General features: G+C 68.8%; 24 protein-coding genes and 2 tRNA genes. 12 read left to right on the forward strand and 14 right to left on the reverse strand.

The genetic code is table 11. The features are described 5' to 3' along the window. The first annotated feature begins 15 nt into the window (after positions 1-15). The 6 genes from EV186_RS05425 to pknB all read left to right on the forward strand — a co-directional run bounded on the left by EV186_RS05425 (position 16) and on the right by pknB (position 8,511). Positions 16-474 carry an FHA domain-containing protein FhaB/FipA gene (locus EV186_RS05425; RefSeq protein ID WP_133847941.1) on the forward strand — a complete coding sequence of 153 codons (459 nt, stop codon included), beginning with the start codon at positions 16-18 and terminating at the stop codon, positions 472-474. Beyond that, the gene (locus EV186_RS05430) at positions 471-1,940 is read left to right on the forward strand and encodes a PP2C family protein-serine/threonine phosphatase (protein WP_133847942.1); all 1,470 of its coding nucleotides are present in this window, start codon (positions 471-473) and stop codon (positions 1,938-1,940) included. The genes EV186_RS05425 and EV186_RS05430 overlap by 4 nt, the downstream gene beginning before the upstream one ends. Then, positions 1,940-3,421 (forward strand): FtsW/RodA/SpoVE family cell cycle protein, encoded by a 1,482-nt coding sequence (locus EV186_RS05435; protein ID WP_133847943.1) that lies wholly within the window; start codon positions 1,940-1,942, stop codon positions 3,419-3,421. Before EV186_RS05430 ends, EV186_RS05435 begins: the two co-directional genes overlap by 1 nt. Next, the gene (locus tag EV186_RS05440) at positions 3,418-4,938 is read left to right on the forward strand and encodes a peptidoglycan D,D-transpeptidase FtsI family protein (protein ID WP_133847944.1); all 1,521 of its coding nucleotides are present in this window, start codon (positions 3,418-3,420) and stop codon (positions 4,936-4,938) included. Before EV186_RS05435 ends, EV186_RS05440 begins: the two co-directional genes overlap by 4 nt. Continuing rightward, positions 4,938-6,425, forward strand: coding sequence for a protein kinase domain-containing protein (locus tag EV186_RS05445; protein ID WP_133847945.1), 1,488 nt, complete (start codon positions 4,938-4,940; stop codon positions 6,423-6,425). The genes EV186_RS05440 and EV186_RS05445 overlap by 1 nt, the downstream gene beginning before the upstream one ends. Positions 6,426-6,504: 79 nt before the next feature. Then, on the forward strand, positions 6,505-8,511 hold the full coding sequence (gene pknB, locus EV186_RS05450) for a Stk1 family PASTA domain-containing Ser/Thr kinase (protein WP_133847946.1): 2,007 nt from the start codon (positions 6,505-6,507) through the stop codon (positions 8,509-8,511). A 79-nt stretch (positions 8,512-8,590) separates the two neighbouring features. Here pknB and EV186_RS05455 read toward each other — a convergent pair whose 3' ends face one another. Genes EV186_RS05455 through EV186_RS05460 form a run of 3 tightly spaced genes read right to left on the reverse strand, consistent with a single transcriptional unit; the run spans position 8,591 to position 10,277 of the window. Continuing rightward, the gene (locus EV186_RS05455) at positions 8,591-9,241 is read right to left on the reverse strand and encodes an aminodeoxychorismate/anthranilate synthase component II (protein WP_133847947.1); all 651 of its coding nucleotides are present in this window, start codon (positions 9,239-9,241) and stop codon (positions 8,591-8,593) included. 17 nt (positions 9,242-9,258) lie between these two features. Then, entirely contained in the window at positions 9,259-9,414 is a 156-nt protein-coding gene (locus tag EV186_RS38740) for a hypothetical protein (protein WP_166659028.1), read from the reverse strand. Continuing rightward, entirely contained in the window at positions 9,414-10,277 is an 864-nt protein-coding gene (locus EV186_RS05460) for a class E sortase (protein WP_341814219.1), read from the reverse strand. The genes EV186_RS38740 and EV186_RS05460 overlap by 1 nt, the downstream gene beginning before the upstream one ends. 141 nt (positions 10,278-10,418) lie before the next feature. Here EV186_RS05460 and crgA point away from each other — a divergent pair, with 141 nt between their 5' ends. After that, positions 10,419-10,685: a cell division protein CrgA gene (gene crgA / locus EV186_RS05465; RefSeq protein ID WP_133847948.1), complete on the forward strand. Its 267-nt coding sequence runs from the start codon at positions 10,419-10,421 to the stop codon at positions 10,683-10,685. A gap of 154 nt (positions 10,686-10,839) precedes the next feature. After that, positions 10,840-11,262, forward strand: a complete 423-nt coding sequence (locus EV186_RS05470; protein WP_243753824.1) for a PH domain-containing protein — start codon at positions 10,840-10,842, stop codon at positions 11,260-11,262. 14 nt (positions 11,263-11,276) lie between these two features. Here EV186_RS05470 and EV186_RS05475 read toward each other — a convergent pair whose 3' ends face one another. Then, positions 11,277-12,218, reverse strand: a complete 942-nt coding sequence (locus EV186_RS05475; protein ID WP_133847949.1) for a rhomboid family intramembrane serine protease — start codon at positions 12,216-12,218, stop codon at positions 11,277-11,279. A 9-nt stretch (positions 12,219-12,227) separates the two neighbouring features. Then, positions 12,228-12,773, reverse strand: a complete 546-nt coding sequence (locus tag EV186_RS05480) for a peptidylprolyl isomerase (RefSeq protein WP_133847950.1) — start codon at positions 12,771-12,773, stop codon at positions 12,228-12,230. A gap of 112 nt (positions 12,774-12,885) precedes the next feature. Here EV186_RS05480 and EV186_RS05485 point away from each other — a divergent pair, with 112 nt between their 5' ends. After that, positions 12,886-13,494, forward strand: a complete 609-nt coding sequence (locus EV186_RS05485) for a hypothetical protein (RefSeq protein WP_133847951.1) — start codon at positions 12,886-12,888, stop codon at positions 13,492-13,494. Positions 13,495-13,547: 53 nt separating this feature from the next. Here EV186_RS05485 and EV186_RS05490 read toward each other — a convergent pair whose 3' ends face one another. Continuing rightward, a complete protein-coding gene (locus tag EV186_RS05490; protein WP_133847952.1) occupies positions 13,548-14,114 on the reverse strand; it encodes a DUF2020 domain-containing protein in 567 nt (188 codons plus the stop codon). Between the two features lie 131 nt (positions 14,115-14,245). On the opposite strand from EV186_RS05490, the gene EV186_RS05495 reads away from it, so the two are divergent. Then, complete coding sequence (locus EV186_RS05495) at positions 14,246-14,671, forward strand: DoxX family protein (RefSeq protein ID WP_133847953.1); 426 nt, start codon at positions 14,246-14,248, stop codon at positions 14,669-14,671. A 57-nt stretch (positions 14,672-14,728) separates the two neighbouring features. Here the strand turns inward: EV186_RS05495 and EV186_RS05500 are convergent, their stop codons facing one another. Both EV186_RS05500 and EV186_RS05505 read right to left on the reverse strand, forming a co-directional pair. Next, entirely contained in the window at positions 14,729-15,841 is a 1,113-nt protein-coding gene (locus EV186_RS05500; RefSeq protein WP_133847954.1) for an alpha/beta hydrolase family protein, read from the reverse strand. A 65-nt stretch (positions 15,842-15,906) separates the two neighbouring features. Continuing rightward, on the reverse strand, positions 15,907-16,524 hold the full coding sequence (locus EV186_RS05505; protein ID WP_166659029.1) for a TetR/AcrR family transcriptional regulator: 618 nt from the start codon (positions 16,522-16,524) through the stop codon (positions 15,907-15,909). Between the two features lie 103 nt (positions 16,525-16,627). Between EV186_RS05505 and EV186_RS05510 the strand changes: the two genes are divergently transcribed. Then, complete coding sequence (locus tag EV186_RS05510) at positions 16,628-17,812, forward strand: cytochrome P450 (RefSeq protein WP_133847956.1); 1,185 nt, start codon at positions 16,628-16,630, stop codon at positions 17,810-17,812. Between the two features lie 41 nt (positions 17,813-17,853). Next, a complete protein-coding gene (locus EV186_RS05515) occupies positions 17,854-18,003 on the forward strand; it encodes a ferredoxin (protein WP_424982373.1) in 150 nt (49 codons plus the stop codon). A 191-nt stretch (positions 18,004-18,194) separates the two neighbouring features. Here EV186_RS05515 and EV186_RS05520 read toward each other — a convergent pair. From EV186_RS05520 to gyrB, 6 genes are all read right to left on the reverse strand, one after another. Continuing rightward, a tRNA-Ala gene (locus EV186_RS05520) sits at positions 18,195-18,267 on the reverse strand. 52 nt (positions 18,268-18,319) lie between these two features. Further along, a complete protein-coding gene (locus EV186_RS39830; protein WP_243753926.1) occupies positions 18,320-18,460 on the reverse strand; it encodes a DLW-39 family protein in 141 nt (46 codons plus the stop codon). Between the two features lie 223 nt (positions 18,461-18,683). Continuing rightward, positions 18,684-18,757 (reverse strand) — tRNA-Ile (locus tag EV186_RS05530). A gap of 53 nt (positions 18,758-18,810) precedes the next feature. Further along, positions 18,811-19,653, reverse strand: a complete 843-nt coding sequence (locus tag EV186_RS05535) for a DUF3566 domain-containing protein (RefSeq protein ID WP_424982062.1) — start codon at positions 19,651-19,653, stop codon at positions 18,811-18,813. A 34-nt stretch (positions 19,654-19,687) separates the two neighbouring features. Then, entirely contained in the window at positions 19,688-23,476 is a 3,789-nt protein-coding gene (gene gyrA / locus EV186_RS05540) for an intein-containing DNA gyrase subunit A (protein WP_133847959.1), read from the reverse strand. Between the two features lie 44 nt (positions 23,477-23,520). Further along, entirely contained in the window at positions 23,521-25,497 is a 1,977-nt protein-coding gene (gyrB, locus tag EV186_RS05545) for a DNA topoisomerase (ATP-hydrolyzing) subunit B (RefSeq protein ID WP_133847960.1), read from the reverse strand. Positions 25,498-25,681: the final 184 nt, after the last annotated feature.

The raw sequence follows: 25,681 nt of genomic DNA on the forward strand, positions 1-25,681 counted from the left end.
GAGCGTTCACGACCGGTGCCAGAGCTGGTGATGCAACTGACCAGAGCAGGGTTCTTGGCCCTGCTCTGGTTGTTCGTGCTGGCCGCATTGCGGGTTGTCCGGTCGGACATCTATGCGGCTTCGGGCATGCGCGTGGCCATGCCCGGCTTCGGCAAGCGGGCGCAGAAGCAACGCGGCGGCAAGGCGCCGCGTCAAATGGTCGTGACGCACGGGGCGCTGGCCGGGACGAGGATCTCCCTGGACGGCCGACCGATCATGATCGGGCGGGCCGACGACTCGACCCTCGTGCTCGACGACGACTACGCCTCGACCCGCCACGCGCGCCTCGTGATGCGCGGAACCGACTGGTACGTCGAAGATCTGGGCTCGACGAATGGCACGTACCTGGACAGGGCTAAGGTCACGGCACCCCTTCGGGTGCCACTGGGTGTCCCGATCCGCATCGGCAAGACGGTGATCGAGCTGCGCTCATGACCCTCGTCCTCCGCTACGCAGCCCGCAGTGACCGGGGCCTGGTCCGTTCGAACAACCAGGATTCGGTGTACGCGGGCCCGCGCCTGCTCGCGCTCGCCGACGGCATGGGTGGCCATGCCGCGGGCGAGGTGGCGAGCAAGGTGGTCATCGCCGCACTGGCCCCGCTCGACGACGACGAGCCCAGCGACGACCTGCTCGGGCAGTTGCGTGAGGCGACGATCGCCGGCAACGGCGCGATCGCCGAGCTCGTGGCGGGCGACCCCGACCTCGACGGGATGGGCACGACGTTGTCGGCCATCTTGTTCGCGGGCAGCCGGATCGGTCTGGTGCACATCGGTGACTCGCGGGCGTACCTGCGCCGCAACGGCCAGTTCTCCCAGATCACCCACGACGACACGTTCGTGCAGTCGTTGATCGACGAAGGCCGGATCACCGAGGACGAGGCGGCGACGCACCCGCAGCGGTCGCTGCTGCTCAAGGCGTTGACCGGGCACGAGATCGAGCCGAGCCTGACCGTGCGCGAAGCACGCCCGGGTGACCGGTACCTGCTGTGCTCCGACGGTCTTTCCGGCGTGGTCAGCGACGAGACGATGGCCGAGGCCATCCAGATCCCGGACCCGCAGGCCTGCGCCGACCGGATGATCGAGCTCGCGCTCAAGGGCGGCGGTCCCGACAACGTCACGGTGATCATCGCCGATGTGGTGGACGTCGACTTCGGCGAGGACGTGCCGATCGTCGGCGGGGCCGCGGGCGACGGCCGCGACGACCCGCCGCCACCGGACTCGGCCGCTTCGCGCGCCGGTGCGCTGACCGCACCGAAGCCGCAGCCCAAGCGGCCCGAACCGGAGGCGCGCCCGGACCCGGCGGTCAAGCGCCGCAAGCGGATCCGGCTCCTGGTGATCTTGCTCGTCGTGCTGGTCCTGTTGGCCGCGGGTGCGGTCGCGGTGCGCTACTGGGTGCTGCGCCAGTACTTCGTCGGCGAGGCCGGCAACGGCGAGATCGTGGTGTACCAGGGTGTTCGCGGCAGCGTGCTCGGCCTGCCGCTGCAGCGTGAGGTCGCCGGTTCGTGCGACCCGGCACCCGCCGTGTGCACGAAGCTCTACATCGACGACCTGAACCAGACCGGCAGGCAGACCGTCAAGGACGGCGGCACCTACTACGACAAGGTCGAGGACGCGAAGTCCTTCGTCGACACCCTGCGCCGGGAGAACCGCTTCAAGCTCTCCTGCGCGGAGCTGTCCGCCCAGCAGAGCGCGACGCCGACCACCACGTCGTCCAAGGCCAAGCCGACGACGACCACGACGAAGGCGGCCGGTCAGCCCGGCGGTGGTGCGACGCAAGGCCCGACCGCGCCCCGCACCACGACAACCACCACGACCACGACGGTGGCGCCACCGCCGGCGAACCAGGCCCCGCAGCCAGGGGTGAACTGCAGGCCACCGCACGACGGCGACGGCGGCGGCTGATGGGCGCCCCGGTCTCCGAAGGGTCGCCTGCCCGCGACGCTCAGCAGGCGGGTTCGGTGGCCGGGCAGGGCCCGTCGGGCCCGCCGACGCGGCGCGGCACCGAACTGGTGATGCTGGCATTCGCGGCCGGTCTGGTGACTGCGGCCCTGATGCTGGTCGACGTCAACCAGGAGCAGGCGCTCAGCCTTCGGATTCTGTGGTACGGCCTGGCTTACCTGGCGGTCTTCGCCGTCGCGCACCTCGCGGTGCGCAAGTGGGCGCCGTACGCGGACCCGCTGATCCTGCCGTGCGTGGCCGTGCTCAACGGCCTCGGCCTGGTGATGATCTACCGCATCGACCTCGCCATGTCCGAGGTGGCGCTGACCAAGCAGGACGAGGACTTCTCCGCCGCCACGCCCAAGCAGGTCATGTGGACCGTCGTGTCCCTTGCCCTGTTCCTCGGCGTGCTCCGCTGGTTCAACGACCACCGCAAGCTGCAGAGCTACGGCTACACATGCGGGCTGGTCGGCGTCGTGCTGCTGGCCATCCCGGCCGCGCTGCCCTCCAGCCTGTCGGAGGTCAACGGCGCGAAGGTGTGGCTGAAGCTGGGCTTCGCGTCCATCCAGCCCGGTGAGTTCGCCAAGATCCTGCTGCTGATCTTCTTCGCCGCGTTCCTGGTCTCCAAGCGGGACCTGTTCATGGCGACGAACCGCAAGGTGCTCGGCATGGAGTTGCCGCGCGCCCGCGACCTCGGCCCGATCCTGCTCGCCTGGGGCGCCTCGGTGGGCGTCCTGGTGCTGGAGAAGGACCTCGGCACCTCGCTGCTGATCTTCGGCATCGTGCTGATGATGTTGTACGTGGCCACCGAACGGGTCTCGTGGGTGGTCATCGGCATGCTGCTGTTCGTCGGCGGCTGTTTCATCGCGTACAAGCTGTTCACGCACGTGCAGCAGCGCGTGGCGAACTGGCTCGACCCGCTCGCGACCTACAACGATCCGGGCGGCGGCTACCAGATCGCCCAGGGCCTGTTCGGCATCGGCACCGGCGGGATGGCGGGCACCGGCCTGGGCGCCGGCCGGCCGGACACCGTGCCCGAGGCCAACACCGACTTCATCGCCGCGGCGATCGGCGAGGAGCTCGGCTTCATCGGGCTCACCGCCGTCCTGCTCGTCTACGTCGTGCTGGCCCTGCGGGGCATGCGCAGCGCGCTCGCGGTGCGCGACAGCTTCGGCAAGCTGCTCGGCGGCGGCCTGTCGTTCGCGATCGTCATGCAGCTCTTCGTGGTGGTCGGCGGGGTCACCAAGCTGATCCCGATGACCGGTATCACCACCCCGTTCCTGTCCTACGGCGGCTCGTCGCTGCTGGCCAACTACATCCTGGTGGCGCTGTTGCTGCGAATATCCGACGCGGCGAGGCGACCGCACGCCGGCTCGAAGCCGAGAATCGTGCCGCAGGCGCCGATCGCGGAACAGCACACGGTCATGGTGGAGCGGCCGAAGTGAACACCCCACTGCGCAAGGTCGGCCTCGCCATGCTGGTCATGGTGTTGCTGCTGCTGGCCAACACGACCTACCTCGAGGTGTTCAAGGCCGACGAGTACCGCGCCGACCCGCGCAACCAGCGGGTGCTGCTCGAGGAGTACGCACGCCAGCGCGGCCAGATCGTGTCCCAGGAAAACGGCCAGGTGCTGGCGAGCGTCAAGTCGACCAACGACCGGCTCAAGTACCAGCGCGTCTACGCCAACGGCCCGCTGTACGCGCCGGTCACCGGGTTCTACTCGGTGATCTACGGCTCGAAGGGCATCGAGCGCGCTGACGACGAGATCCTCAACGGCTCGGACGACCGGCTGTTCGTGCGCCGGCTGTCGGACCTCATCACCGGCCGGGACCCGCGCGGCGGCAACGTCGTCGTGACGATCAACCCGAAGGTGCAGCAGACCGCCTACAAGGCCCTGACCGACCGCGGCTACCGCGGCGCGGTCGTGGCGCTCAACCCGAAGACCGGCGAGATCCTCGGCATGGTGACCACGCCGTCCTACGACCCGAACACGCTCGCCTCGCACACGCGCGACGACCAGGTCAAGGCGTGGACGAAGTACACCAAGGACCCGGCGAACCCGATGCTCGACCGCGCCATCCAGGGCGTCTACGCGCCGGGCTCGACGTTCAAGCTGGTCATCGCCTCGGCCGCGCTCGAGGACGGCCGGGACAAGAACACCCAGCTGATGGCCGCCAACGGCGTGGACGTGATCAGCGGGCAGCCGTGCGACCCGTCGGACGGCAGCACCCGGTGCCTGTCCAACTACGGGGGCAGCCACTGCGGGTCCGGGCAGACCGCGTCCATGGAGACCGCGATCGAGCTGTCCTGCAACACCGCGTTCGCCGACCTCTCGCACCAGCTCGGCGAGGACAAAGTGCGTGACATGGCGTCGAAGTACGGCATCGGCGACCAGGACCTCGAGATCCCGATGCCGGTGGAGACCTCGTGCATCGGGCCACGCAACGACGGCCAGTGCATGGACGTGGTCGACGCGCCCGCGCTCTACCAGACCGGCATCGGCCAGCGTGACGTCGGACTGACCCCGCTGCAGAACGCGATGATCGCCGCCACCATCGCCAACGGTGGCGACCGGATGCGCCCGCAGCTGGTGGAGAAGATCCTCGCCGCCGACCTGACCACGATCAGCGACTTCGAGCCCGAGAACCTGGGCCAGGTCATCTCGCAGGGCAACGCCGGCCAACTGCGCGACATGATGCTCAAGAGCGAGCAGCACAGCTGCGCGAACGGTTGCTACGGCGACAACAAGGTGGCCATCGCGTCCAAGACCGGTACCGCCGAGAAGGGCGTCGACCCGAAGAAGACCCCACCGTTCGCCTGGTATGTAGGCTTCGCACCAGCCGACAACCCGCAAGTCGCCGTCGCCGTGGTGGTGGAGAGCCGGGAGGTCACTGCTACCGGGGGCAAGGTCTCCGGTGACATCGGCCGCATGACCATGTACGCGGCTCTCGGGGGTAGTTGATGCTGACGTCGGGGCAGTTGCTCGCCGACCGGTACCGGCTCGTGCGCCGGATCGCGGTCGGTGGCATGGGTGAGGTCTGGAAGGCGGCCGACACCCGACTGGACCGCACCGTCGCGATCAAGGTCCTCAAGCCCGAACTGTGCGGCGACGCCGAGTTCCTGCACCGCTTCCGCACCGAGGCCCGCACGACGTCGTCGCTGAACCACCCCGGCATCGTCGCCGTCCACGACTACGGCGAGACCGCCGCGATCCCGGACGGCCCCCAGGACACCGCATACCTGGTCATGGAGATGGTCGAAGGCGACCCGCTGGCCGCGATCCTGGCCAAGGAGGGCCGGATCAGCGCCGAGCGGACGCTGGACATCCTGGAGCAGGCGGGCATCGCGCTGCAGGCCGCGCACGAACGCGGTTACGTGCACCGCGACGTCAAGCCCGGCAACATCCTGATCACGCCGACCGGCAAGGTGAAGCTGACCGACTTCGGCATCGCCAAGGCCGCGGACGCCGCGCCGGTGACCCGCTCCGGCATGGTCATGGGCACCGCGCACTACATCGCGCCGGAGCAGGCGCTCGGGCACGAGGCCTCACCGGCCAGCGACGTCTACTCGCTCGCGGTGGTCGGTTATGAGTGCCTCGCCGGGCACCGGCCGTTCCTGTCCGAGAACGCCGTGACCGTCGCGATGATGCACATCCGCGACGTGCCGCCGCCGCTGCCGCCGGACGTGCCGCCGGGGGCCCGCGCGGTGATCGACGCGACCCTGGTGAAGGACCCGAGGCAGCGCTACGCCAACGGCGCCGAGTTCGCCGCCGCCGTGGCCGCCGTGCGGGCCGGCATGCCGCTGCCCGCGCCGTCCGGGGTGACCTACGCGGCCGCGCCGATGGCCGCGGGGCACACCGGCACCCAGCCGCGGATCATGGTGCCGCCGGGGATGAGCGGGCCGCCGACCACGGGCTCGTTCCAGGTCGGCATGCCGCCGCCGCAACGGCGCGGACCGAACCGCACGGCCCTGTGGGTGCTGCTCACCGTGGGTCTCGTGCTGATCATCATCCTGCTGGTCTGGGCCATCATGCAGGCCTCGGACGACGGCGGCGGCCGAGGCGGCGGGTCCGGTGGTGACACCCCGGTAACGCAGACAACCCAGGCGGGCGCCGGCGCGTCAGACACTCAGGAACCCGGCGGGACCCCTGGTGAGACCATGCCTGGTGGCTCGGAGCCAGGCGGGAGCGGTGGACCCGGCGGTCCCGGCGGCGGCGACGTGGTGCATGTCGACGCCGACGACTACAAGGGCCGGTCCGCCTTCGAGGTCGAGCACATGCTCAGCGGCGGCGGTCTGGAGGTCGGCGTGATGCCCAAGAACGCCGACCCGGCCGATGTCGACCTGCGCAGATGCATCGTTTACGACGTCACGCCCGAGGGCGACCTGCAGCCGGGCACGCAGGTGACGATCGAGTGTGCGGTCACCAAGCACGAAGGTCCGCCGAACTGACCGGGCACGACACGCACGGTTCGGGGACCGCGCCAGGCATGATGGGACGACTGTTGACGAGGAGCGGGACGACGTACCGATGACCACACCGCGACTGCTCTCCGATCGCTATGAGCTCGGCGAGACACTCGGCTACGGCGGCATGTCCGAGGTCCACCGGGGCCGCGACGTGCGCCTGGGGCGCGACGTGGCCGTGAAGGTGCTGCGTGCCGACCTCGCGCGTGACCCGCAGTTCCAGGAGCGCTTCCGCCGCGAGGCGCAGAACGCCGCCGCCCTGAACCACCCGGCGATCGTGGCCGTGTACGACACCGGCGAGACACGCCTGGACACCGGCCCGCTGCCGTACATCGTGATGGAGTACGTCGACGGGCGGACGCTGCGCGACATCGTCAAGACCGAGGGCCCGCTGCCGGGCCAGCGCGCCATGGAGATCATGGCCGACGTCTGCGCGGCGCTGGACTTCTCGCACCGGCACGGGATCGTGCACCGGGACGTGAAGCCGGCCAACGTCATGATCACCCGGACCGGCGCGGTCAAGGTGATGGACTTCGGCATCGCGCGTGCGGTCGCCGACGGCCAGGCCGCCGTCACGCAGACCGCCGCCGTGATCGGCACCGCGCAGTACCTCTCCCCGGAGCAGGCGCGCGGTGAGGCGGTCGACGCCCGAAGCGACGTCTACGCGGCCGGGTGCGTGCTCTTCGAGCTGCTCACCGGCGAGCCGCCGTTCACCGGCGACTCCCCCGTGGCCGTGGCGTACCAGCACGTCCGGGAAGACCCGAAGCCGCCGTCGGCGCTGAACCCGAGGGTCACCCCGCAGCTGGACGCGATCGTGCTCAAGGCCATGGCCAAGGGCCAGGCCAACCGCTACCAGTCGGCCGCGGAGATGCGGGCCGACCTGGTGCGCGTGCTGTCGGGCCAGCGCCCGTCCGCGCCGATGGTGATGACCGACGCGGACCGCACCACGATCATGGGGGCCGGCCGGGCGCCGGAGACCCGGGTCACCGGGCGGCACCGCCCCGATGCCCTCGTCGACGACTACGACGATTACGACGACTACGACGAGGAAGAGGAGCGCAGGCGGCGCAGGCGGCGTGCCTGGCTCATCGCGCTCGGCGTGCTGCTCGCGGTCGTGATCATCGGCATGGTCATCTGGCTGATGACCAGCAGCAGCAACCAGCAGGCGCCGGGGGCCGACACCTACAAGGTCCCGAACCTGGTCGGGCAGACCGAGACGGCCGCGCAGAACCAGCTGGCCAAGGACGACATCAAGTACCACACCGAATACGTCGCCTGCGGGGCCACGGCGGACAACTCGCCGGGCGCCTGCGGGCCGAACGACATCGGCAAGGTGGTCAGCACCGACCCGGCCGCGGGCGCGTCGATGCCCAAGACCCAGCAGGTGTTGCTGAAGATCGGCAAGCAGCCCGACGCGGTGCCGGTGCCCAACGTGGTCGGCAAGTCGCCCGAGGACGCCACGAAACAGCTGACCGACGCCAAGCTCTCGGCCGCGCCGGACGTGCAGGAGACGGAGACCAACGACCCGGACAAGGTCGGCAAGGTCATCGCGCAGAGCCCGTCGGCCGGTACCCAGGTCAAGCCGGGCACGCCGGTCACCCTGACGGTCGGCAAGGCGCCGGAGAAGGTCACGGTCGACGACTACACCGGCCAGGACTACGACGCGGCGGCGCAGAACCTGCAGAGCGCGGGCCTGCAGGCGACCCGGCAGGACGTCGACTCCGACAAGCCGAAGGGCACGGTCGTCGACCAGGCCCCGAAGGCCGGCACGGAGGTCACCCCGGGCACGACGATCACGCTCATGGTGTCCAACGGTCAGGCGAACAAGATCACCATCGACAACATGGTCGGCATGACCGAGCAGGAGGCGCGCCAGCACCTCGCCCAGCTCGGCTTCACCGGGCAGATCCAGATCCAGAAGGCGGACACCGACGACCCGACGAAGATCGGCCAGGTCGACGACCAGAACCCGGGTCCGGGCGAGAAGGTCGACAAGGACGGCACCGTGACGCTGATCGTCCTGCAGTACCGGCCGGGTGGCGGCGGCGGAGGCGGCGGCGGGGGCGGCTGACCCGACACAGCACACCGCCCCGGGACCAACCTTGGTCCCGGGGCGGTTCTGTGTTCGGGGTTCTGTGTTCGGGGGCCGATCAGCGAGCGGCGGCCTTGGTCAGCTCGCGCATGTCCCGGGTCAGCCGGCTCACGAGCACCTCGTCGACCGGGTGCCCGGCCCCGGCCATCCAGTTGGCCAGCATCCGGTGCCCGTCGTCGGTGAGCACGGACTCGGGGTGGAACTGCACGCCCTCGACCGGCAGCTCGCGGTGCCGCATGCCCATCACGATCCCGGTCTCGGTGCGGCCGGTGACCTCGAACTCGGCGGGCACGGTGTCGGGCAGGATGGTCAGCGAGTGGTACCGGGTCGCGGTGAACGGGCTCGACAGCCCGGCGAGCACGCCCTTGCCGTCGTGGAAGACCTGGCTGGTCTTGCCGTGCAGCAACTCCGGCGCGCGATCCACGGTGGCGCCCCACGCAACGCCGATCGCCTGGTGGCCGAGGCACACGCCCAGCACCGGCAGCCGCCGCCGCGCGCACTCCTTGGCGATCTCGACGCACGCACCGGCCCGTTCGGGCGTGCCGGGCCCGGGGCTCAGCAGCACGCCGTCGTAGCCGTCGAGGGCGCCGTCGGCGGACAGTTCGGGGACGTCGTTGCGCAGCACGGTGCACTCGGCGCCGAGCTGCGCGAGGTACTGGACGAGGTTGTAGACGAAGCTGTCGTAGTTGTCGACCACCAGCACACGCATGGTCGCCACAGTAGCGGCTACTGCGTGGTCACCTCGTTGAACGGCAGCATGGGCTCGACCCACGGGAACACCACGAACATCAGCAACGCGACGACACCGAGCACCAGCACGGTCGCCGTGGCGACCCGCACCGCGAACGGTCCGGGGAGATGCCGCCAGATCCAGCCGTACATCAGCTCTCCTTCATCTCATCGGGGAGTTGGCCGGGTGCCAGGTCGTCCTTCGAGATGACGTGCACGAGCACGGCGTGCACGATCAGCCGCTGCCGGTCGGAGAACTTGGGGTTGCACGTGGTCAGCGTCATCAGCCCGACCTGCTGATCCGGCGGCGGGACGACGTCCTTGTGCGGCACGGTGGCCACCACGGATCCCTCGCTCGGCAGCACGATCTCCTGCCCGCGCACCTGCGTGTACTGCCCGCCGAGCGGCGCCACGCCCTTGCACCTGGCTCGCTTGCCCTTGCCCGCGGCCCAGCCGCTGACCTCGTCGTCCTTGGGCAGCACGCGGTAGACGAACCAGGTGTCCCGGGTCTCCACCACGATGGCGTCGCAGGATTCGAGCAGGTCGATGTCGTTGAACGGGGCGCCCTTGCCCACCCGGTGGCCCGCGACCGCGAAGTTGCCGGTCGGGCCCGGATAGGCGGTGCCCTTGTAGTGGCCGGGGCCGACCTCGAGGGTCGACTCCGTGGTGCCCTCGAGGATCGTGAAGCGGTAGTCCGCGCCGAACGCCGGCACGTACATCTTCGCGAAGCCCTCGCCTTCCTTCAGGCCCTGGAAGTGGGCCTTGCGCTGGGCCTCGGTGGTCGAGGGCGGCTGCTTCCACTCGCGGTCGAGCGCCGCGGTGGCGTCGCGCTGCTTGCCCGCGGAGATCCAGTCGGTGACGTAGACCTCGTAGGCGACGAAGAGCAGCACCACCAGACCCACGGTGATCAGCAGTTCCCCGATCGTCCGCACGGTCATGCGCACCGGGCTGCGCCGCTGCGGTGGTTCAGGCGGCTGGACGTTCTCGTCCGCCCCGATCTCTTCGACGGTGCCCACCACGCGCTCCTCTCGGGCAGGTAACCCTTGTATCGCCGCACTGGTGGTTCGACGACCCAGCCAGTTACGTTAACGTGTCGGGCCGACGGGGGTTGCGCCGTCACCCGCAACTTGACACCAGCACGTCAGACGAGGACTCCGATGCCCAAGTCCAAGGTCCGCAAGAAGTCCGCGTACGTCGCGCCGGCCGACCGGCGCACGCCGGTGAAGGTGCGCTCCGCCGGGCCGTCCCACCCGATCTACGTGGGCGTGATGCTCGCGGTCATGCTGCTGGGCCTGGCCTGGCTGGTCGTGAACTACATCGCCGGCCAGAAGATCGGGTTCATGAACGACCTCGGCAACTGGAACTTCGCGATCGGCTTCGCGCTGATGATCGGCGGGTTGCTGATGACGATGCGGTGGCGTTGAGCGGTCGCTTCCACACCCCTCTCCACCGGACAGTGCGACCGGGTAGCCCGACCGATACCCCCGTTCAGCGCAGCGTGATTGAACCACATGGCTGTAACTCATCCCCAGTGTGGATAACCGCTGTGGACAACTTCGTATTGGGACACTCGATCAGGTGACCAACCCCCGCGAACCCGCTGCGTGGGCGCCGGCGGCGGCCCTCGTGGCGCTCGGCTGGTTCCTGGCCGTCGTGGCGGCCGCCATCGCGATCCTCGGTCCCGATCCGATGGGCAAGCTGCTCTTGGGTATCGCCGCGGTCGTGCTGGCCTTCGTGTCCCTGTTCGGCACGATCGCGCGGCCGCGGCTGCGTGCGGACGCCACCGGCGTCGAGGTGCGCGGGCTGCGTGGCTCGGTGCGATGGTCGTGGGCGGAGGTCAACGTCCGGCTCACCAAGACCCGGAGGCTGGGCCGCGAGGTCCACCTGGTCGAACTCGACGCCGAGAACGCCGCCCAGCCCGGCCTGATCCTGCTCGGCAAGCTGGACCTCGGCGAGGACCCGCAGGACGTGGCCTACACGCTGCTGGCGCTGCGGACCTAGTTCGCGCAGAAGGCCTAGTTCGTGCAGAAGGCGCTGTCGAACGCCGCCTTCGTGCAGTCCAGCGTGCCGATCCGCACCACGATCAGCGCGACCACGAGCAGGAACACCAGCACGACCACCCCGCCCTGGACGAGGTTGCGCCGCTCGCGGGGCGCGTACACGATGCCCGCCGTGGCGATCGCGCCGGTGACCAGACCGCCGAGGTGGGCGGCCAGCGAGATCCCCGGCAGCGCGACGCTGAGGAAGATGTTCACGGCCAGCAGGCTGAGCACCGGGGTGAGGCTCAGCTTGAGCCGGTATGCGACCACCGCGATCCCGCCGAAGAGGCCGAAGATGGCCCCCGAGGCGCCCGCCGCGAAGGTGTACGGGCTGCTGAACAGCATCACCGCGGCGGACCCGCCCAGCAACGCCAGCAGGTAGACGGCGCTGAAGCGGGCCCAGCCGAGCAGCGGCTCGAGGTCACGCCCGAGCACGTACAACGCGAACATGTTGAAGATCAGGTGCACCGGGCCGTAGCCGCCGAGGCTGCCGAAGTGCAGGAACCCGGACGTGACGAGCCGCCACCACTCCCCGGTGTCCACCAGGGCGGGGAACAGCGCGCCCTTCTCGAACGCGTCCGACGCGGTGTTGTTGGTGATGCTCTTCGCCTGCACCGCGGTCAGCACGAACACGCCGACGTTGATCACGATCAGCACCGGCACGGCGATCATCCTGCGCCGCAGCGACCGCGAGCCGGCCACCGTCGTGGGCCGGCGCTGGGTGCGCTGGCCCTCGTTCACGCAGTCGACGCACTGGTAGCCGACCGAGGCCTCCCGCAGGCACTCCGGGCATGCTGGACGCCCGCAGCGCACGCACGTCAGCCCCGTGGGCCGGTCTGGGTGGCGGGCGCACACCGGTTGTACGGGCGCGCCGTGCTCACCCGGGTGCTGCGGAGGCTCGGCCGGGTTGGTGGTCACCCCTCAACCCTACGAAGGGTTGCGCTCGATGGTCACCCGTTCGATGACGATGTCCTCGACCGGCTTGTCCTGCGGACCGGTCTGGGTGCGCGAGATCGCGTCCACCACGGTGCGGGACTCCTGGTCGGCGACCTCACCGAAGATCGTGTGCTTGAAGTTCAGCCACGTCGTCGGCGCCACCGTGATGAAGAACTGCGAGCCGTTCATGTTCGGCCGGCCCGGGTTCGCCATGGCGAGCAGGTACGGCCGGTTGAACTGCAGTTCCGGGTGGAACTCGTCGGCGAAGTCGTAACCGGGGCCACCACGGCCGGTTCCGGTCGGGTCTCCGCCCTGGAGCATGAAGCCGTCGATCACCCGGTGGAAGATCGAGCCGTCGTAGAACGGCCCGGTCGCCCCGCCCTTGGCGTTGGTCGTCGAGTAGTTCTTCGTCCCCTCGGCGAGGTCGACGAAGTTGGCCACCGTCTTCGGTGCGTGATCGGGGAACAGGTTGAGCCGGATGTCGCCCTGCGTGGTGTGCAGGATCGCGGTCAGCTTGGATGCAGTGCTCTCTGCCACCGCGACATCCTGTCATCCCCGGCGGGATCGGCGCGGAAGGGGCAGGATGAGAGGTGCAAGAACCCTCTCGGGGAGCAAGCCACCGGGAGCAGGAGGACGAAGAGGTGACGCCATGACCCGGGCACAGACGGCGGAGAAGGCCGCGCGCAAGGGCGTCCTCGCCGTGCGCCGCGGTGTCGATCGCGCCAAGCAAGCAGGCGTGGAGGCCGCGGCGGTGGCCGAGCAGAAGCTGACCGAACGGGGCATCGCGCCCCAGCAGTTGGCCTCGGCGCTGGCCGAGGGTGCCGACGTGGCGCGCAAGGAAGCCGCGAAGACCACCCGGCGGACCCGCAAGAAGCTGGTCGCGAAGGCCAAGACGACCCGCAAGGATCTCGCCAAGGCCGCGAAGAAGGCGCGCAAGGACGCTGGCAAGGCCCGCAAGAAGGGCAAGGGCAGCGACCTGGCGAAGCAGGCCATGGCCACCGCCAAGCAGCTCAGGGCGGATGCCAAGGCGGCGGCGGTCAACGCCAAGAAGGCCAAGAAGGAGAACAAGCGGCGCAAGTGGCCGTGGATGGTCGGGCTGGCGGCGGTCGCCGCTGGTGCCGCCTACGTGCTGCGCTCGAAGCCGGAGCCCCAGGCGCCGGAGCCGAAGCCGGCTCCCAAGGCGTCCGACGCGCCCCGGCCGGCCGCGGAGCGCAACGGCCAGCACGTGCCGAGCTCGCCGGTCAGCGAGAAGAAGTAGGCCACACGCAGGAAGAGGGCGGTCCCGGCCGGGACCGCCCTCTTTCGCTTGCGCTAGAGGCCGAGTGACTCGATCGCCTGGACGGTGATCCGCTTGGCCTTGATCGTCTGCTTCTGGTTGCTGGTCGTCACGACCGCGTTGCCACCCTTGGCGACGGCGTAGATCGAGCCGTCCGGGGTCGGCATGGCGCCCCCGTTCCAGCCGTCCGGCGCGGTCGCCGGGTTGGACGTCTTGACCGGCGCGGCCCGGTCGACGATGGCCCGCGCCGTCTTCGCGTCGCCCACGTACACCTGCACGGTGACCTGCAGGCTGCCGTCCGGGCGGTAGAAGAAGCAGGCCGGGTGCGGCTTGTCGGCCGACACCTTCACGCCGGTGACGTGCTGGCCGTTGGCGTCCATCACGAACTCGGTGTCCAGGTACGGGCACGGCCCGTCGGCGGCGGGCTTGGGGGCACCCGGCATGTGCACGCCCTTGTCGGGCAGCGAGGACGACGTGTCCGCGCCCGCGGTGCTGGTGCCGGCGGTGCCGGTCGGCGGCTGGTCGGCGGTGTCCGAACTGCACGCGACCAGTGCGGCGAGCAGGACCGGCAGGGACACGGCCGTGGCGATGGCTCGGTTCATAGGAGCCTTAGTGAACCAGACTGGGAATGTCACCCTACGTGTGGCCTGGGCCACGTAGCGGTACCGTAATTTTCACCTACTTATTAGCCTTGCCTTACCTAACCTTATCCCCCGGCACGAGGAGCTCCCCGATGCGTCGGATAGACCAGGCAAGACCCCATGTCACCGCCCTGTTCCGGATCGTGGTCGGCCTGCTGTTCGCCTGCCATGGCGCGGCGACGCTGTTCGGCCTGTTCGGCGGCGGGCACGGCGCCCCGCCCTCCTTCGCCGAGTGGCCGAGCTGGTGGGCCGCGGTCATCCAGCTGGTCGGCGGCCTGCTGGTGGCTCTCGGGATCGGCACCCGGGTCGCCGCCCTGATCTGCTCGGGCTCGATGGCGTACGCGTACTTCACCGTCCACTTCCCCAAGAACTTCCTGCCCATCGAGAACGGCGGCGAGTCGGCGGCGATGTTCTGCTGGGCGTTCCTGATCATCGCGGTCACCGGGCCCGGGAAGTGGGCGCTGAGCAGCGTCTTCAGCCGCAACCAAGAACGCGTGGGGGTCCCCGTCGCGGCTTGATCGGTACCGACTGCGGGATCCGGTTCCACGTGGAACCGGATCCCGCGGTCGGGCGTGTCAGCCCTCGAATTCCACGTGCGGGTAGCTGGGCGACGGGGCGTCGAGCAGGTGGTCGTCGTGCCCGCGCAGGAACCGGTCGAGGAACGAGGCCACGTACGCCCGCTTGGCCGCGGTCGCGTCCGCCGGTCCTTGGTGCAGCAACGGTGCCGCGTCGGTGAAGGCGCCTTCGGTGGTCCCGGTCAGCAGCAGGTCGCGGTGCCAGCCGGTCGAGTGCTGCCAGAGCGAAGCCCACGACGGGCGCTTCGCGTGGCCGCCGGCTTCGGTGCCGAACAACAGGAACGGCCGGTCGACGCCGTCAATGGCCACAGTGGACAGATCCGTGCCGTTGTCGCCCAACGAGATGGCGAGCTGACCGTCCATGTCGACCGCCGCCTTGATCCGCCGGTCGTCGTGCATCGCTTGCAGCGCGGTGAATCCACCGCCGGACTGGCCGACCACCGCGATCCGGTCCGAGTCGGCGAAAGGCAGACCGTGCAGCCGGTCGAGCACGAACCTGGTGTCCGCGACCCGGGTGTCGAGGATCGTGTGCAGCAGCTGCTGGGTCGGCTCCGCGTCGAAGACGACGCTGCGAACCACGCGGCCGCCCGGGAACTCGACGCCCGACGACTCGTACGTCGGGTCGATCGTGACGACGACGTACCCGCGGCTGGCCAGATCCTCGACGAGGCTGGTGTTCCAGTCGCGCGGGTCGCCCAGGCCCGGGGAGTAGAGCACCACCGGCCACCGGCCGTGTTCGACCGGGGCGCGCCAATGGGCGTGGCTCATCGTCGCCGCCCAGTCGACCGTGCCCGGCGGCACGCCGTAGTTGACCTTGCCCGCCAGTTCCCCGAACGCCTGCGCAGCACCCGGGAGTTGTTGTGGGGCAAGGGGTTTCTGTGTGCCGCCGGACGCCGGGTACCAGACGCTGACCATCAGCTCGCGGACCGGGACGGTCGGGTCGAACGGGTCGCGCCTGCTCGCGTCGACCAGGTGGACGTCGAACCGCCCGACGTGGTGCGGGCCGGTCGGCGGGGGCAGCGTCGGCGTGGCCGCGCCGGCCACCGACGCCTGCGAGCCACCGAGCAGCGCCGCCGTGATGGCCACAGCGCTCACGAATGCCTTTGTCCTCATGGGTTTTCACGCTAGGGACGCGGCCGGGCGCGGTGAATCACGCCAACCCCCGACGTTGGGTGGGGTTATCCCCCGAATGTGCCGCGCAAGCCGTGCACGGCGGCGTCGACGGCCCGGCGCACGGCCGCGAGCGCGGTGTCGAGGTCGTCGCCGCGCTTGAGGCTGATCACCGACGCCGCCCGCAACGCGCCGAACACCATGCCCACGGCGACCGCGATGTCCACCTGGTCGCGGTCGGGGTAGCACTCGACGAGCACGTCGACCAGGGCGGCCTGGGCCCGGTCGATCCGCCGCAACGAGGCGGCTTGCAGTGCCGGCACGGACTCGACCAGGCGCAGCACGGCGGGTCCGAACTCGAACAGCTCCGCGGCGGAATCCGTTGCGCTGGAAAGCTTGTCCTCCACAACGGCGAGCAGATTGTCCACAAGAGACGTGCTCGGCGCGTTGGCCCGGACGAGTTCGGCCGCCCGTTCGAGCCCGCGGCCCTGCTCGCGGAAGACGACGTCTTCCTTGCCGTCGAAGTAGCTGAAGAACGTGCGCGTGGAGACGTCCGCGGCCGCCGCGATCTCGGCGACGGTGGTCTGTTCGTAGCCCTGTTCCTCGAAGAGCCGCAGCGCGGCCGCGGTCAACGTCGCCCTGGTGCGCAGCTTCTTGCGCTCGCGCAGGCCAAGGGCGTCGGTCATCGCCGCATGGTACGCCGTGAAGGGAAAAGTTGCATTGATTGAAAAGTGGTAGTGACTCCTGCTATTACTGGAGTTACGCGCAGTACAGGGAGGGACACACGCGATGACGACCGTCGAAGCACGCTCGCTGCCCATGACCCGGACCACGCCGTTCGACCCGCCGGCCGAGCTGGCGCAGCTGCCGCCGATCAGCAGGCTGCTGTACCCGGACGGCCACGTCGGTTGGCTGGTGACCGGTCACGCGCTGGCCAAGGAAGTGTTGGCGGACAAGCGGTTCAGCTCCCGCTTCGAGCTGCGCCGGTTCCCGATCAGCCGCGGCGGCGAGCCGTTCAAGCCGCAGGGAGCGCAGCCGGGGTTCTTCATCGGCATGGACGCGCCGGAACACACGCGGCTGCGCAAGCTGCTGACCGGCCAGTTCACCGTCCGTCGCATGCGCCAACTCGAGCCGCGGATCGAGGAGATCACCCAGGCCCGGATCGAGGCCATGCGGGCGCACGGGTCGCCGGTCGACCTGGTGCAGGAGTTCGCGCTGCCGATCCCGTCGCTGGTGATCTGCGAGCTGCTCGGCGTCGACTACGCCGACCGCGACGAGTTCCAGACGCAGACCGCGCGTCTGCTCGACCTCGAGCTGAAGCAGAGCGAGACGCTGGCCGCCCGCGACGCGGTGAACGAGTTCATGCTCGACCTCGTCGCCCAGAAGCGCCGGAAGCCGGCCGACGACATCATGAGCGGCCTGGTCCAGCACGACGACCTGACCGACGATGAGCTGGCCGGGATGGGTTTCCTGCTCCTGGTAGCCGGCCACGAGACGACGGCGAACATGCTCGGCCTGGGCACGATGGCGTTGCTGCACGACCGGACGCAGTGGGACGCGCTGCGTGCCGACCCGTCACTGGTGGAGAACGCGGTCGAGGAGCTGTTGCGCTACCTCACCATCGTCCACTTCGGCACCGTCCGAACCGCGATCGCCGATGTCCCGTTGGGTGACGTCGTCGTGCGCGCGGGCGACGCCGTGTCGATCTCCCTGCCGGCCGCCAACCGCGACCCGTCGCGGTTCGAGGAGCCGGACAAACTGGACCTGCACCGGCCGACGCAGGGCCACCTGACGTTCGGCCACGGCATCCACCAGTGCCTGGGCCAGCAGCTGGCGCGGATCGAGATGCGGATTGGCTATTGTGCGTTGATCGACGCGTTCCCGAACCTCCGCCTGGCGGTGGAGGAATCGGCCATCCCGATGCGCACCCGGATGGCGATCTACGGAGTGCACCGACTGCCCGTGGAGTGGTGATGAAAGCAGAAGCAAACCGCGAAGTCTGCATAGGCGCCGGCATGTGCGTCCTGACGGCGCCCACGTGCTACGACCAGGACGACGACGGGACCGTGGTCGTCTTGCGGGCGGAAGTGGCGCCTGGAGACGAACAAGCCGTCCGAGATGCAGCGGACTCGTGCCCCTCAGGCGCAATCACCTTCGTGGAGTGAGGCGAGGGCGCTGAATCCGCATGCGCCGCGGTGCACCGATCGCCGACCCACAGCGACCTCGACAGGCGGTATCGCCGTCGGGATTCTGGATCTTGTTGTCGCTGGTGTTCGGCGGAATGGTCACCGCGGCGTTCCGCGCCAAAGAGATGCGGCGACAATTGACACTCGGCCTGACCACGCACAGTTCGTCGTGGAGACGAGGGGAATCGAACCCCTAACCCCTGCCTTGCAAAGGCAGTGCTCTGCCAATTGAGCTACGTCCCCTGGCGGTGCGGCTCGTACGGTCGAGCGCACCGGGATCCGGAGATCCGGGAAGTCAGGCCTTCTTGGCGCCGTTGTTGCCGGCCGGAGCGGTCGCCTCGCGCCACAGGTCGGCTTCAGCCTTGGCCGAGCGGCTCCGCTTGACGAACAGCAGAACGCCGCCAGCGACAGCCGCGAGTGCGAGAAGCTTCTTCACGTCCGATGCCTCCTCTGGCATGTAACAGCTTTTCCCCAGCCACATGAGCTGTTGCCCGCCAGTCTGCCACAGCACCGTGGCCACCCGGGTGGTCACCCGGAGCAACAAGCTTGGGGGTCCGGGGGCGAAGCCCTCCGGGCGGGGCGTGGGGGTTGCACCCCCACAAGAAACCGGAAGCGACGTGGTCCGCGCGTTCCGCGGACACACGTCGCCAGAGGTTCCGTGGGCCTAAGAGGACTTGAACCTCTGACCCCTTCGTTATCAGCGAAGTGCTCTAACCGTCTGAGCTATAGGCCCTGGTACGTGGTGAAGATTAGCGTACCGAGTCCGTGCCCCGAGCGCGGGGGGTTTTATTCGCGCTCGGCGAGGGTGACCTCGATGCCGCCGGCAAGATCGGCGGACACGTTGTAGATGAACGCACCCACCGTCGCCAGCGCGCTGAACAGCACGATGTTCACCGCGCCGATGATCGCGGCGACGCCGAACACGCGCCCGGCGCTGATCAGTGGCTCCGCGGTGCCGCCATCGCTCCCGGTCTGGAAGAACTCGGTCGTGGTGCTGTTGACCTTGTCCCACACGCCCATGCCGTCGAGCACCGCGTACAGCACGCCCACCGCGACCAGCCACACGAAGAACAACGCGATGCCCAGCACCAGCGACAACTTCAGCACCGACCAGGGGTCGAACCGCTTGATCTGCAGGTTCGCCCGCCGCGGCCCACGCCCCGGCCGGCGCAGCGCGCTCGGTGGACTGGTCGGACGGACGGTGCCACCCGAGAGCCGCACCGACGACCGTTCACGCTGGTCCGCCCCCGACGGGATGGCCGGTTGCGGACCGGTGTTGAACAGGCTCCCCGCCGCGGTCCCGGACACCACCGGGCGCTCGATGTGCACCGTCTCCTCGCCGGTGTACGACGGGACCTTGGCGACCTCGTCCTCGTCCAGGCGACCGGATTCGCGCTGAGGCTCGTCGTCGTCGGAAGACGGCACGGGGACGGCGACCGTCGTCTGCGCGTCGGCCTCGTCCTCGCGCGCGTCCTCGGCGACCCGCCGCCACGGCGGCGGGTTCACGCTGGCGAGCTCCATGTCATCGGCGGACACCGGGCGCTTCTGCGGCGACGTCGCCACCGGGGAGGTGCGCTGTGTCGTGCTGTCGGCGTCGCCGTCGCTGTCCGGCGTGTGCGGTGGTGTCACGGAGCTCCCCTACCGATTCCCCTAGCGTCCTTCGTCAGCTCTCGTCGCTGTCACCGGCGGGCTGTTCGCCTTCCGTCACCTGCGGAGCTTCGGCTTCCGCTTCCACGGACTCCTCGGCGCTGCGGGCGATACCAACCAGGGTCGCGGAATCGCCGAGGTTCATCAACCTGACACCCTTGGTCTGCCTGCCCGCCTTGCGCACCTGCTCCGCCGATGTCCGGATGACACCGCCGGTCGAAGTGATGGCGTACAGCTCGTCGCGCGCATCGACGATGAGCGCACCCACCAGCCTGCCACGCTTGCTGTCGTACTGAACGGTGAGCACGCCCTTGCCACCGCGGCCCTGGACCGGGTAGTCCTCCATCGGCGTCCGCTTGGCGTACCCGCCGTCGGTCGCCACCAGCACGAACATGCCTTCGCGGACCACGCCGAGGCTGAGCAGTTCGTCGCCGTCACGGAACCGCATGCCGAGCACACCCGAGGTGGCACGGCCCATCGGGCGCAGCGCCTCGTCGCTGGCGTGGAACCGGATCGACTGACCGCCCGCCGAAACCAGCAGCAGGTCGTCCTCGGCCGAGCACAGCACGGCGCCGACGAGCTCGTCGCCCTCACGCAGGTTGATGCCGATCAGGCCACCGGAGCGGTTGGAGTCGAAGTCGGCGAGCTTGGACTTCTTGACCAGGCCCGACTTGGTCGCGAGCACCAGGTACGGCGCGACCTCGTAGTCCTTGATCTGGATGACCTGGGCGATCTGCTCGTCCGGCTGGAACGCGAGCAGGTTCGCCACGTGCTGGCCACGGGCGTTGCGGTTGGCCTCGGGCAGCTCGTACGCCTTCGCCCGGTAGACCCGGCCCTTGTTGGTGAAGAACAAGATCCAGTCGTGGGTGGAGCTCACGAAGAAGTGGTCCACCATGTCGTCCTGCTTGAGGCCGGCGCCCTGCACGCCCTTGCCACCACGCTTCTGCGCGCGGTACAGGTCGGTCTTCGTTCGCTTGGCGTAACCCGATCGGGTGATGGTCACCACGACGTCCTCGACCGCGATCAGGTCCTCGATCGAGACGTCGCCGTCGAACGGGATGATCTGCGTGCGCCGGTCGTCGCCGTACTTGTCGACGATCTCCATCATCTCGTCACGGATGATCGTGCGCTGCCGCTCCGGGCTGGCCAGGATGTCCTGCAGGTCGGCGATCTCGGCCTCGATCTTGGCCAGGTCGTCGATGATCTTCTGGCGTTCCAGGGCAGCCAGGCGACGCAGCTGCATGTCGAGGATCGCGGTCGCCTGGACCTCGTCGATGTCCAGCAACGACATCAGGGCCGGGCGGGCCTCCTCGGCCGACGGCGAGCGCCGGATCAACGCGATGACCTCGTCGAGCGCGTCGAGCGCCTTGACCAGACCACGCAGGATGTGGGCGCGGCGCTCGGCCTCGGCCAGCAGGTACTTGGTCCGCCGGACGATGACTTCGATCTGGTGCTTGACGTAGTGCCGGATGATCTGGTCGAGGCGCAGCGTGCGCGGCACGCCGTCGACCAGCGCCAGCATGTTGACGCCGAAGTTCTGCTGCAGCTGGGTGTGCTTGTAGAGGTTGTTCAGCACGACCTTCGCGACCGCGTCACGCCGCAGCGTGATCACGATGCGCATGCCGTTGCGCTTGTTGGACTCGTCGGCGATCTCGGAGATCCCGGTGATCTTGCCGTCGCGGACCAGCTGCGCGATGTTCTCGATCAGGTTGTCCGGGTTGACCTGGTAGGGCAGCTCGGTGACGACCAGGATCTGCCGGCCGCGGGCGTCTTCCTCCGCCTCGACGATGGCGCGCATGCGGATCGAACCGCGACCCGTGCGGTAGGAGTCCTCGATGCCCGAGGTGCCGAGGATCAGGCCGTAGGTCGGGAAGTCCGGGCCCTTGATCCGCTGCATGAGCGCGGCCAGCGTCTCGTCCTCGCCGGCCTCGAAGTTCTCCAGCGCCCAGACCACGCCCGCCGCGACCTCGCGCAGGTTGTGCGGCGGGATGTTGGTCGCCATGCCGACTGCGATGCCGGAACCGCCGTTGACCAGCAGGTTCGGGATGCGCGAGGGCAGGATGAGCGGTTCCTGCGTGCGACCGTCGTAGTTGTCGGCGAAGTCGACGGTGTCCTTGTCGATGTCGGCCAGCATGTGCATGGCCAACGGGGCCAGCCGCGCCTCGGTGTTGTGGCTGACGAAGCCGTCGGTGACGAACGCGTGGTCGTCGCTGTCGACTCGCAGGCTGTAGACCGGCTGGACGCCCGCGTCTTCGACGGAGGCGACCTCGGCGTAGTAGAAGCGGCCGTCCACCAACGGCTCGACGACCTCGAGCGCTTCGCGGTCGGTGATCCGCTCGACGATCTCGTCGCGACGGGTCTCCCACCGCGCGACGCGGTCGATGTTGTTGCGGCGCAACCAATCCCGCTCGGTCCACCGAGTTGCCCCGTGCGCGCGGAGGAAGTCGGCGACGAACGGCACGTGGTCGCTCGACATCGACCGGCTGTCCAGCGGGATCGCTTCGAGGATGGCGACCAGCTTGTCCTGCTTGGCGCCCAGGAACCCGACGCGCTCGGCGAAGAGCCGGGCATCACGACGGTTGGTGATGACGACCTTGATCTCGCCGTGGTCGTAGCGGACCTGCTTGCTCACCACGCCGAACTCGAGCAGCAACTGCTGGACGTCGAGCGCCAGCCGCTCGCTGCGGGTCGAGTACGAGACCTGCACGCTGTTGCGCGGCAAGGAAGATGCCGAGCCATCGCCGGTGAATAGCGACGCAAGGAACGCACGCTTGACCGCCGCACCGCTCTGCCAGACGAACTCCGGTACGTGCTTCTCAGCGCTCAAGTAGCCCAGGAGCTCAGTCAGGACGCTGCGGCGCACACCCGAAGCTGTGCCCCTGAACCTCCGCAGAACCTTGCCGGTGGATGTGATCTCCGTGCGTTCGTTTGCCGAGCTACCAACAACTTGCGCGTAAGCATCACGAACGATGTCGAAGTAGTCACTGTCCGTGTTGGCAAATTCAACGAAGGTTCGCGACAGATAGCCTTCGGAGATCAGGCCACCGGCCAAGATCGCGGCTGCGCGCTGATCGTCGGTGACAACCGATGCGTCGTCGTTCATGACGCGCTGCAGGACGACGCGGTCGCCGGGCTGGACTTCTTCCAGGAGCTTCCACAGCAGCGTCGGCACACCGAGGACGTTCACCAGGCACAGCACGGGGTGGTTGAGTGTGCCGGTCAGCTCGTAGCCCTCGCGGGTGGTGACCTTGCGCGTCGGGTGGCTGCCGGAGTGGAACAGCATGTCCGCGCGAACGAGCTCGCCACCGCGACCGATGACCTTGAGGTCGATCGGGTTGTCCGAGTTCGGCGCCGCGTCCGGCACGATCTCGTCGAGCCGGACCGAACCACCTTCGGCCAACCGCACCCGAGTGTGACCTGGGTTACAGTACCTCATCGCGGCGGCCGGATCGTTTCCGGGAGAGCCGAAGTTGCCCTGGCCGTCGACGAGCGGGTAGCGCATCGACCAGGGCTGGGCCAGGCGCACGAGAGCGTCGTAGATCGACGAGTCGCCGTGCGGGTGGTAGTTGCCCATGACGTCGCCGACGACGCGGGAGCACTTGTTGTAGCTGCGCTCCGGGCGGAAGCCCGAGTCGTACATCGAGTACAGGATTCGGCGGGCCACCGGCTTGAGGCCGTCTCGTACATCGGGCAGAGCGCGACTGACGATCACGCTCATCGCGTAGTTGATGTACGAGTTCTGCATCTCCTGCTGGATCTCGACCGGTTCGACCCGGTCGTGCTCGGGAGGCAGTGTCTCGGTCACGACAGCTTCGTCCTTTCCGCCGGGCGTTCGGTGCCCGAGGTCACTCAGATGTCCAACAAGCCGGCGTCGCGGGCGTTGCGGGTGATGAACGAACGGCGCGCCTGCACGTCCTCACCCATCAGCACGCTGAACAGTTCGTCCGCGGTTGCCGCGTCGTCGAGGGTGACCTGCAGCAGCAGGCGGTTAGCCGGGTCCATGGTGGTCTCCCACAGCTCGTCGGCGTTCATCTCACCGAGACCCTTGTACCGCTGGATGCCGTCGTCCTTGTTGAGCTTCTTGCCGTTGGCCAGGCCCTGCTCGATCAGGCCGTCGCGCTCGCGGTCGGAGTACGCGTAGTCCGGCTCGATGCGCTGCCACTTGATCTTGTAGAGCGGCGGCTGCGCCAGGTACACGTGGCCGTGCTCGACCAGCGGGCGCATGAACCGGAACAGCAGCGTCAGCAACAGCGTGCGGATGTGCTGGCCGTCGACGTCGGCGTCGGCCATCAGCACGATCTTGTGGTAGCGCAGCTTCGACAGGTCGAAGTCCTCGTGGATGCCGGTGCCCAGCGCCGTGATAAGGCTCTGGACCTCGGTGTTCTTGAGCACGCGGTCGATCCGCGCCTTCTCCACGTTGATGATCTTGCCGCGGATCGGCAGGATCGCCTGGAACCGCGACTCGCGCCCCTCCTTGGCCGAGCCACCCGCGGAGTCACCCTCCACGATGTAGAGCTCGCACTCCTCGGGGTTGGTGGAGCGGCAGTCCTTCAGCTTGCCCGGCAGGCCGCCGATGTCGAGGGCGCCCTTGCGCCGCACCAACTCCCGCGCCTTGCGCGCGGCCAGCCGGGCCTGCGCGGAGGACACCGCCTTGGTGACGATCGACCGGGCCTCGTTGGGATTGCGCTCGAACCAGTCGGCGATCCACTCGTTGCACGTGGTCTGCACGAACGTCTTCGCCTCGGTGTTGCCGAGCTTCTGCTTGGTCTGCCCTTCGAACTGGGGCTCGGCCAGCTTGATCGACACGATCGCGGCGAGGCCCTCGCGGATGTCGTCGCCGGTGAGGTTGGCGTCCTTCTCCTTGAGCAGCTTCTTGTCGCGCGCGTACACGTTCACGACGCGGGTCAGCGCGGCGCGGAAGCCTTCCTCGTGCGTGCCGCCCTCGGGCGTGTTGATCGTGTTGGCGAAGGTGTAGACCGACTCGCTGTAGCCGGTGTTCCACTGCATCGCGACCTCGACCTCGACGCCTTCACCCTTGGCCTCGAAGCCGAGGATCTTCTCGTGGATCGGCTCGCGCGTGTGGTTGATGTGCTTGACGAAGTCCTCGAGCCCGCCCGGGTAGTGGTAGGTGCGCTCCTTGACCCGCGCGGTCTGCCCCTCGGCGTCGGCCTCGGTGTCCACATCGGACACCCGCTCGTCGCGCAGCACGATGGTGAGGCCCTTGTTGAGGAAGGCCATCTCCTGCAGCCGGCGCGCGACGGTCTCGGCGTTGTACTCGGTGGTCTCGAAGATCTTCGGGTCGGCCCAGAAGGTGATGATGGTGCCGGTCTTGGACGTGGGCTCGCCCTGCTGGACGGGGGTGACGGGCTTGGAGTCCTGGTACTCCTGCGTCCACACGTGGCCATCGACGAAGATCTCGGCGGTCAGCCGGTAGGACAGCGCGTTCACCACGGAGATGCCGACGCCGTGCAGGCCACCGGACACCGCGTAGGAGTCGCTGTCGAACTTGCCGCCCGCGTGCAGCATGGTCATGACGACCTCGAGGGTCGACTTGTGCTCCTCGGGGTGCTCGCCGACCGGGATGCCGCGGCCGTCGTCGACCACGCGCACACCGCCGTCGGCCAGCAGGGTCACCTCGACCTTGGTGGCGTAGCCGGCCATCGCCTCGTCGACGGAGTTGTCGACGACTTCCCAGATAAGATGGTGGAGGCCGCGCTCGCCGGTGGAGCCGATGTACATACCGGGGCGCAGCCGGACGGCCTCGAGCCCCTTCAGGACTGAGATGGAGCCGGCACTGTAGTCGTTGTTCTGCCTGTCAGCTGCCACGTGCCGCTCTCTCTCCCTGGTCCACTCCGACGTCCCCGTCGGGATCCCTCTCTCCATAGTACTGGGGCGACTCGTCAGAAGTGGGCCTGGGACACGTCTAGATTGCTCACAGAGACGATGAAGTCGACCCAGACGGGTGGCACCGCTGGCCCGACATCCGCGAGGCGGCAGCGTCAACGCCAGA

The organism is Labedaea rhizosphaerae (assembly GCF_004362825.1).
GTDB classification, from domain to species: Bacteria; Actinomycetota; Actinomycetes; order Mycobacteriales; family Pseudonocardiaceae; genus Labedaea; species Labedaea rhizosphaerae.

Bases quoted from the DNA above. Each gene is read 5' to 3' on its own strand.
- EV186_RS05500 (WP_133847954.1), bottom strand. From the start codon at position 15,841: ATGAGGACAAAGGCATTCGTGAGCGCTGTGGCCATCACGGCGGCGCTG.
- EV186_RS05455 (WP_133847947.1), bottom strand. From the start codon at position 9,241: ATGCGTGTGCTGGTGGTCGACAACTACGACAGCTTCGTCTACAACCTC.
- pknB (WP_133847946.1), top strand. From the start codon at position 6,505: ATGACCACACCGCGACTGCTCTCCGATCGCTATGAGCTCGGCGAGACA.
- EV186_RS05495 (WP_133847953.1), top strand. From the start codon at position 14,246: ATGCGTCGGATAGACCAGGCAAGACCCCATGTCACCGCCCTGTTCCGG.
- EV186_RS05435 (WP_133847943.1), top strand. From the start codon at position 1,940: ATGGGCGCCCCGGTCTCCGAAGGGTCGCCTGCCCGCGACGCTCAGCAG.
- EV186_RS05515 (WP_424982373.1), top strand. From the start codon at position 17,854: ATGTGCGTCCTGACGGCGCCCACGTGCTACGACCAGGACGACGACGGG.
- EV186_RS05510 (WP_133847956.1), top strand. From the start codon at position 16,628: ATGACGACCGTCGAAGCACGCTCGCTGCCCATGACCCGGACCACGCCG.
- EV186_RS05445 (WP_133847945.1), top strand. From the start codon at position 4,938: ATGCTGACGTCGGGGCAGTTGCTCGCCGACCGGTACCGGCTCGTGCGC.
- EV186_RS05485 (WP_133847951.1), top strand. From the start codon at position 12,886: ATGACCCGGGCACAGACGGCGGAGAAGGCCGCGCGCAAGGGCGTCCTC.
- EV186_RS05490 (WP_133847952.1), bottom strand. From the start codon at position 14,114: ATGAACCGAGCCATCGCCACGGCCGTGTCCCTGCCGGTCCTGCTCGCC.
- EV186_RS05430 (WP_133847942.1), top strand. From the start codon at position 471: ATGACCCTCGTCCTCCGCTACGCAGCCCGCAGTGACCGGGGCCTGGTC.
- EV186_RS05505 (WP_166659029.1), bottom strand. From the start codon at position 16,524: ATGACCGACGCCCTTGGCCTGCGCGAGCGCAAGAAGCTGCGCACCAGG.
- EV186_RS38740 (WP_166659028.1), bottom strand. From the start codon at position 9,414: ATGTACGGCTGGATCTGGCGGCATCTCCCCGGACCGTTCGCGGTGCGG.
- crgA (WP_133847948.1), top strand. From the start codon at position 10,419: ATGCCCAAGTCCAAGGTCCGCAAGAAGTCCGCGTACGTCGCGCCGGCC.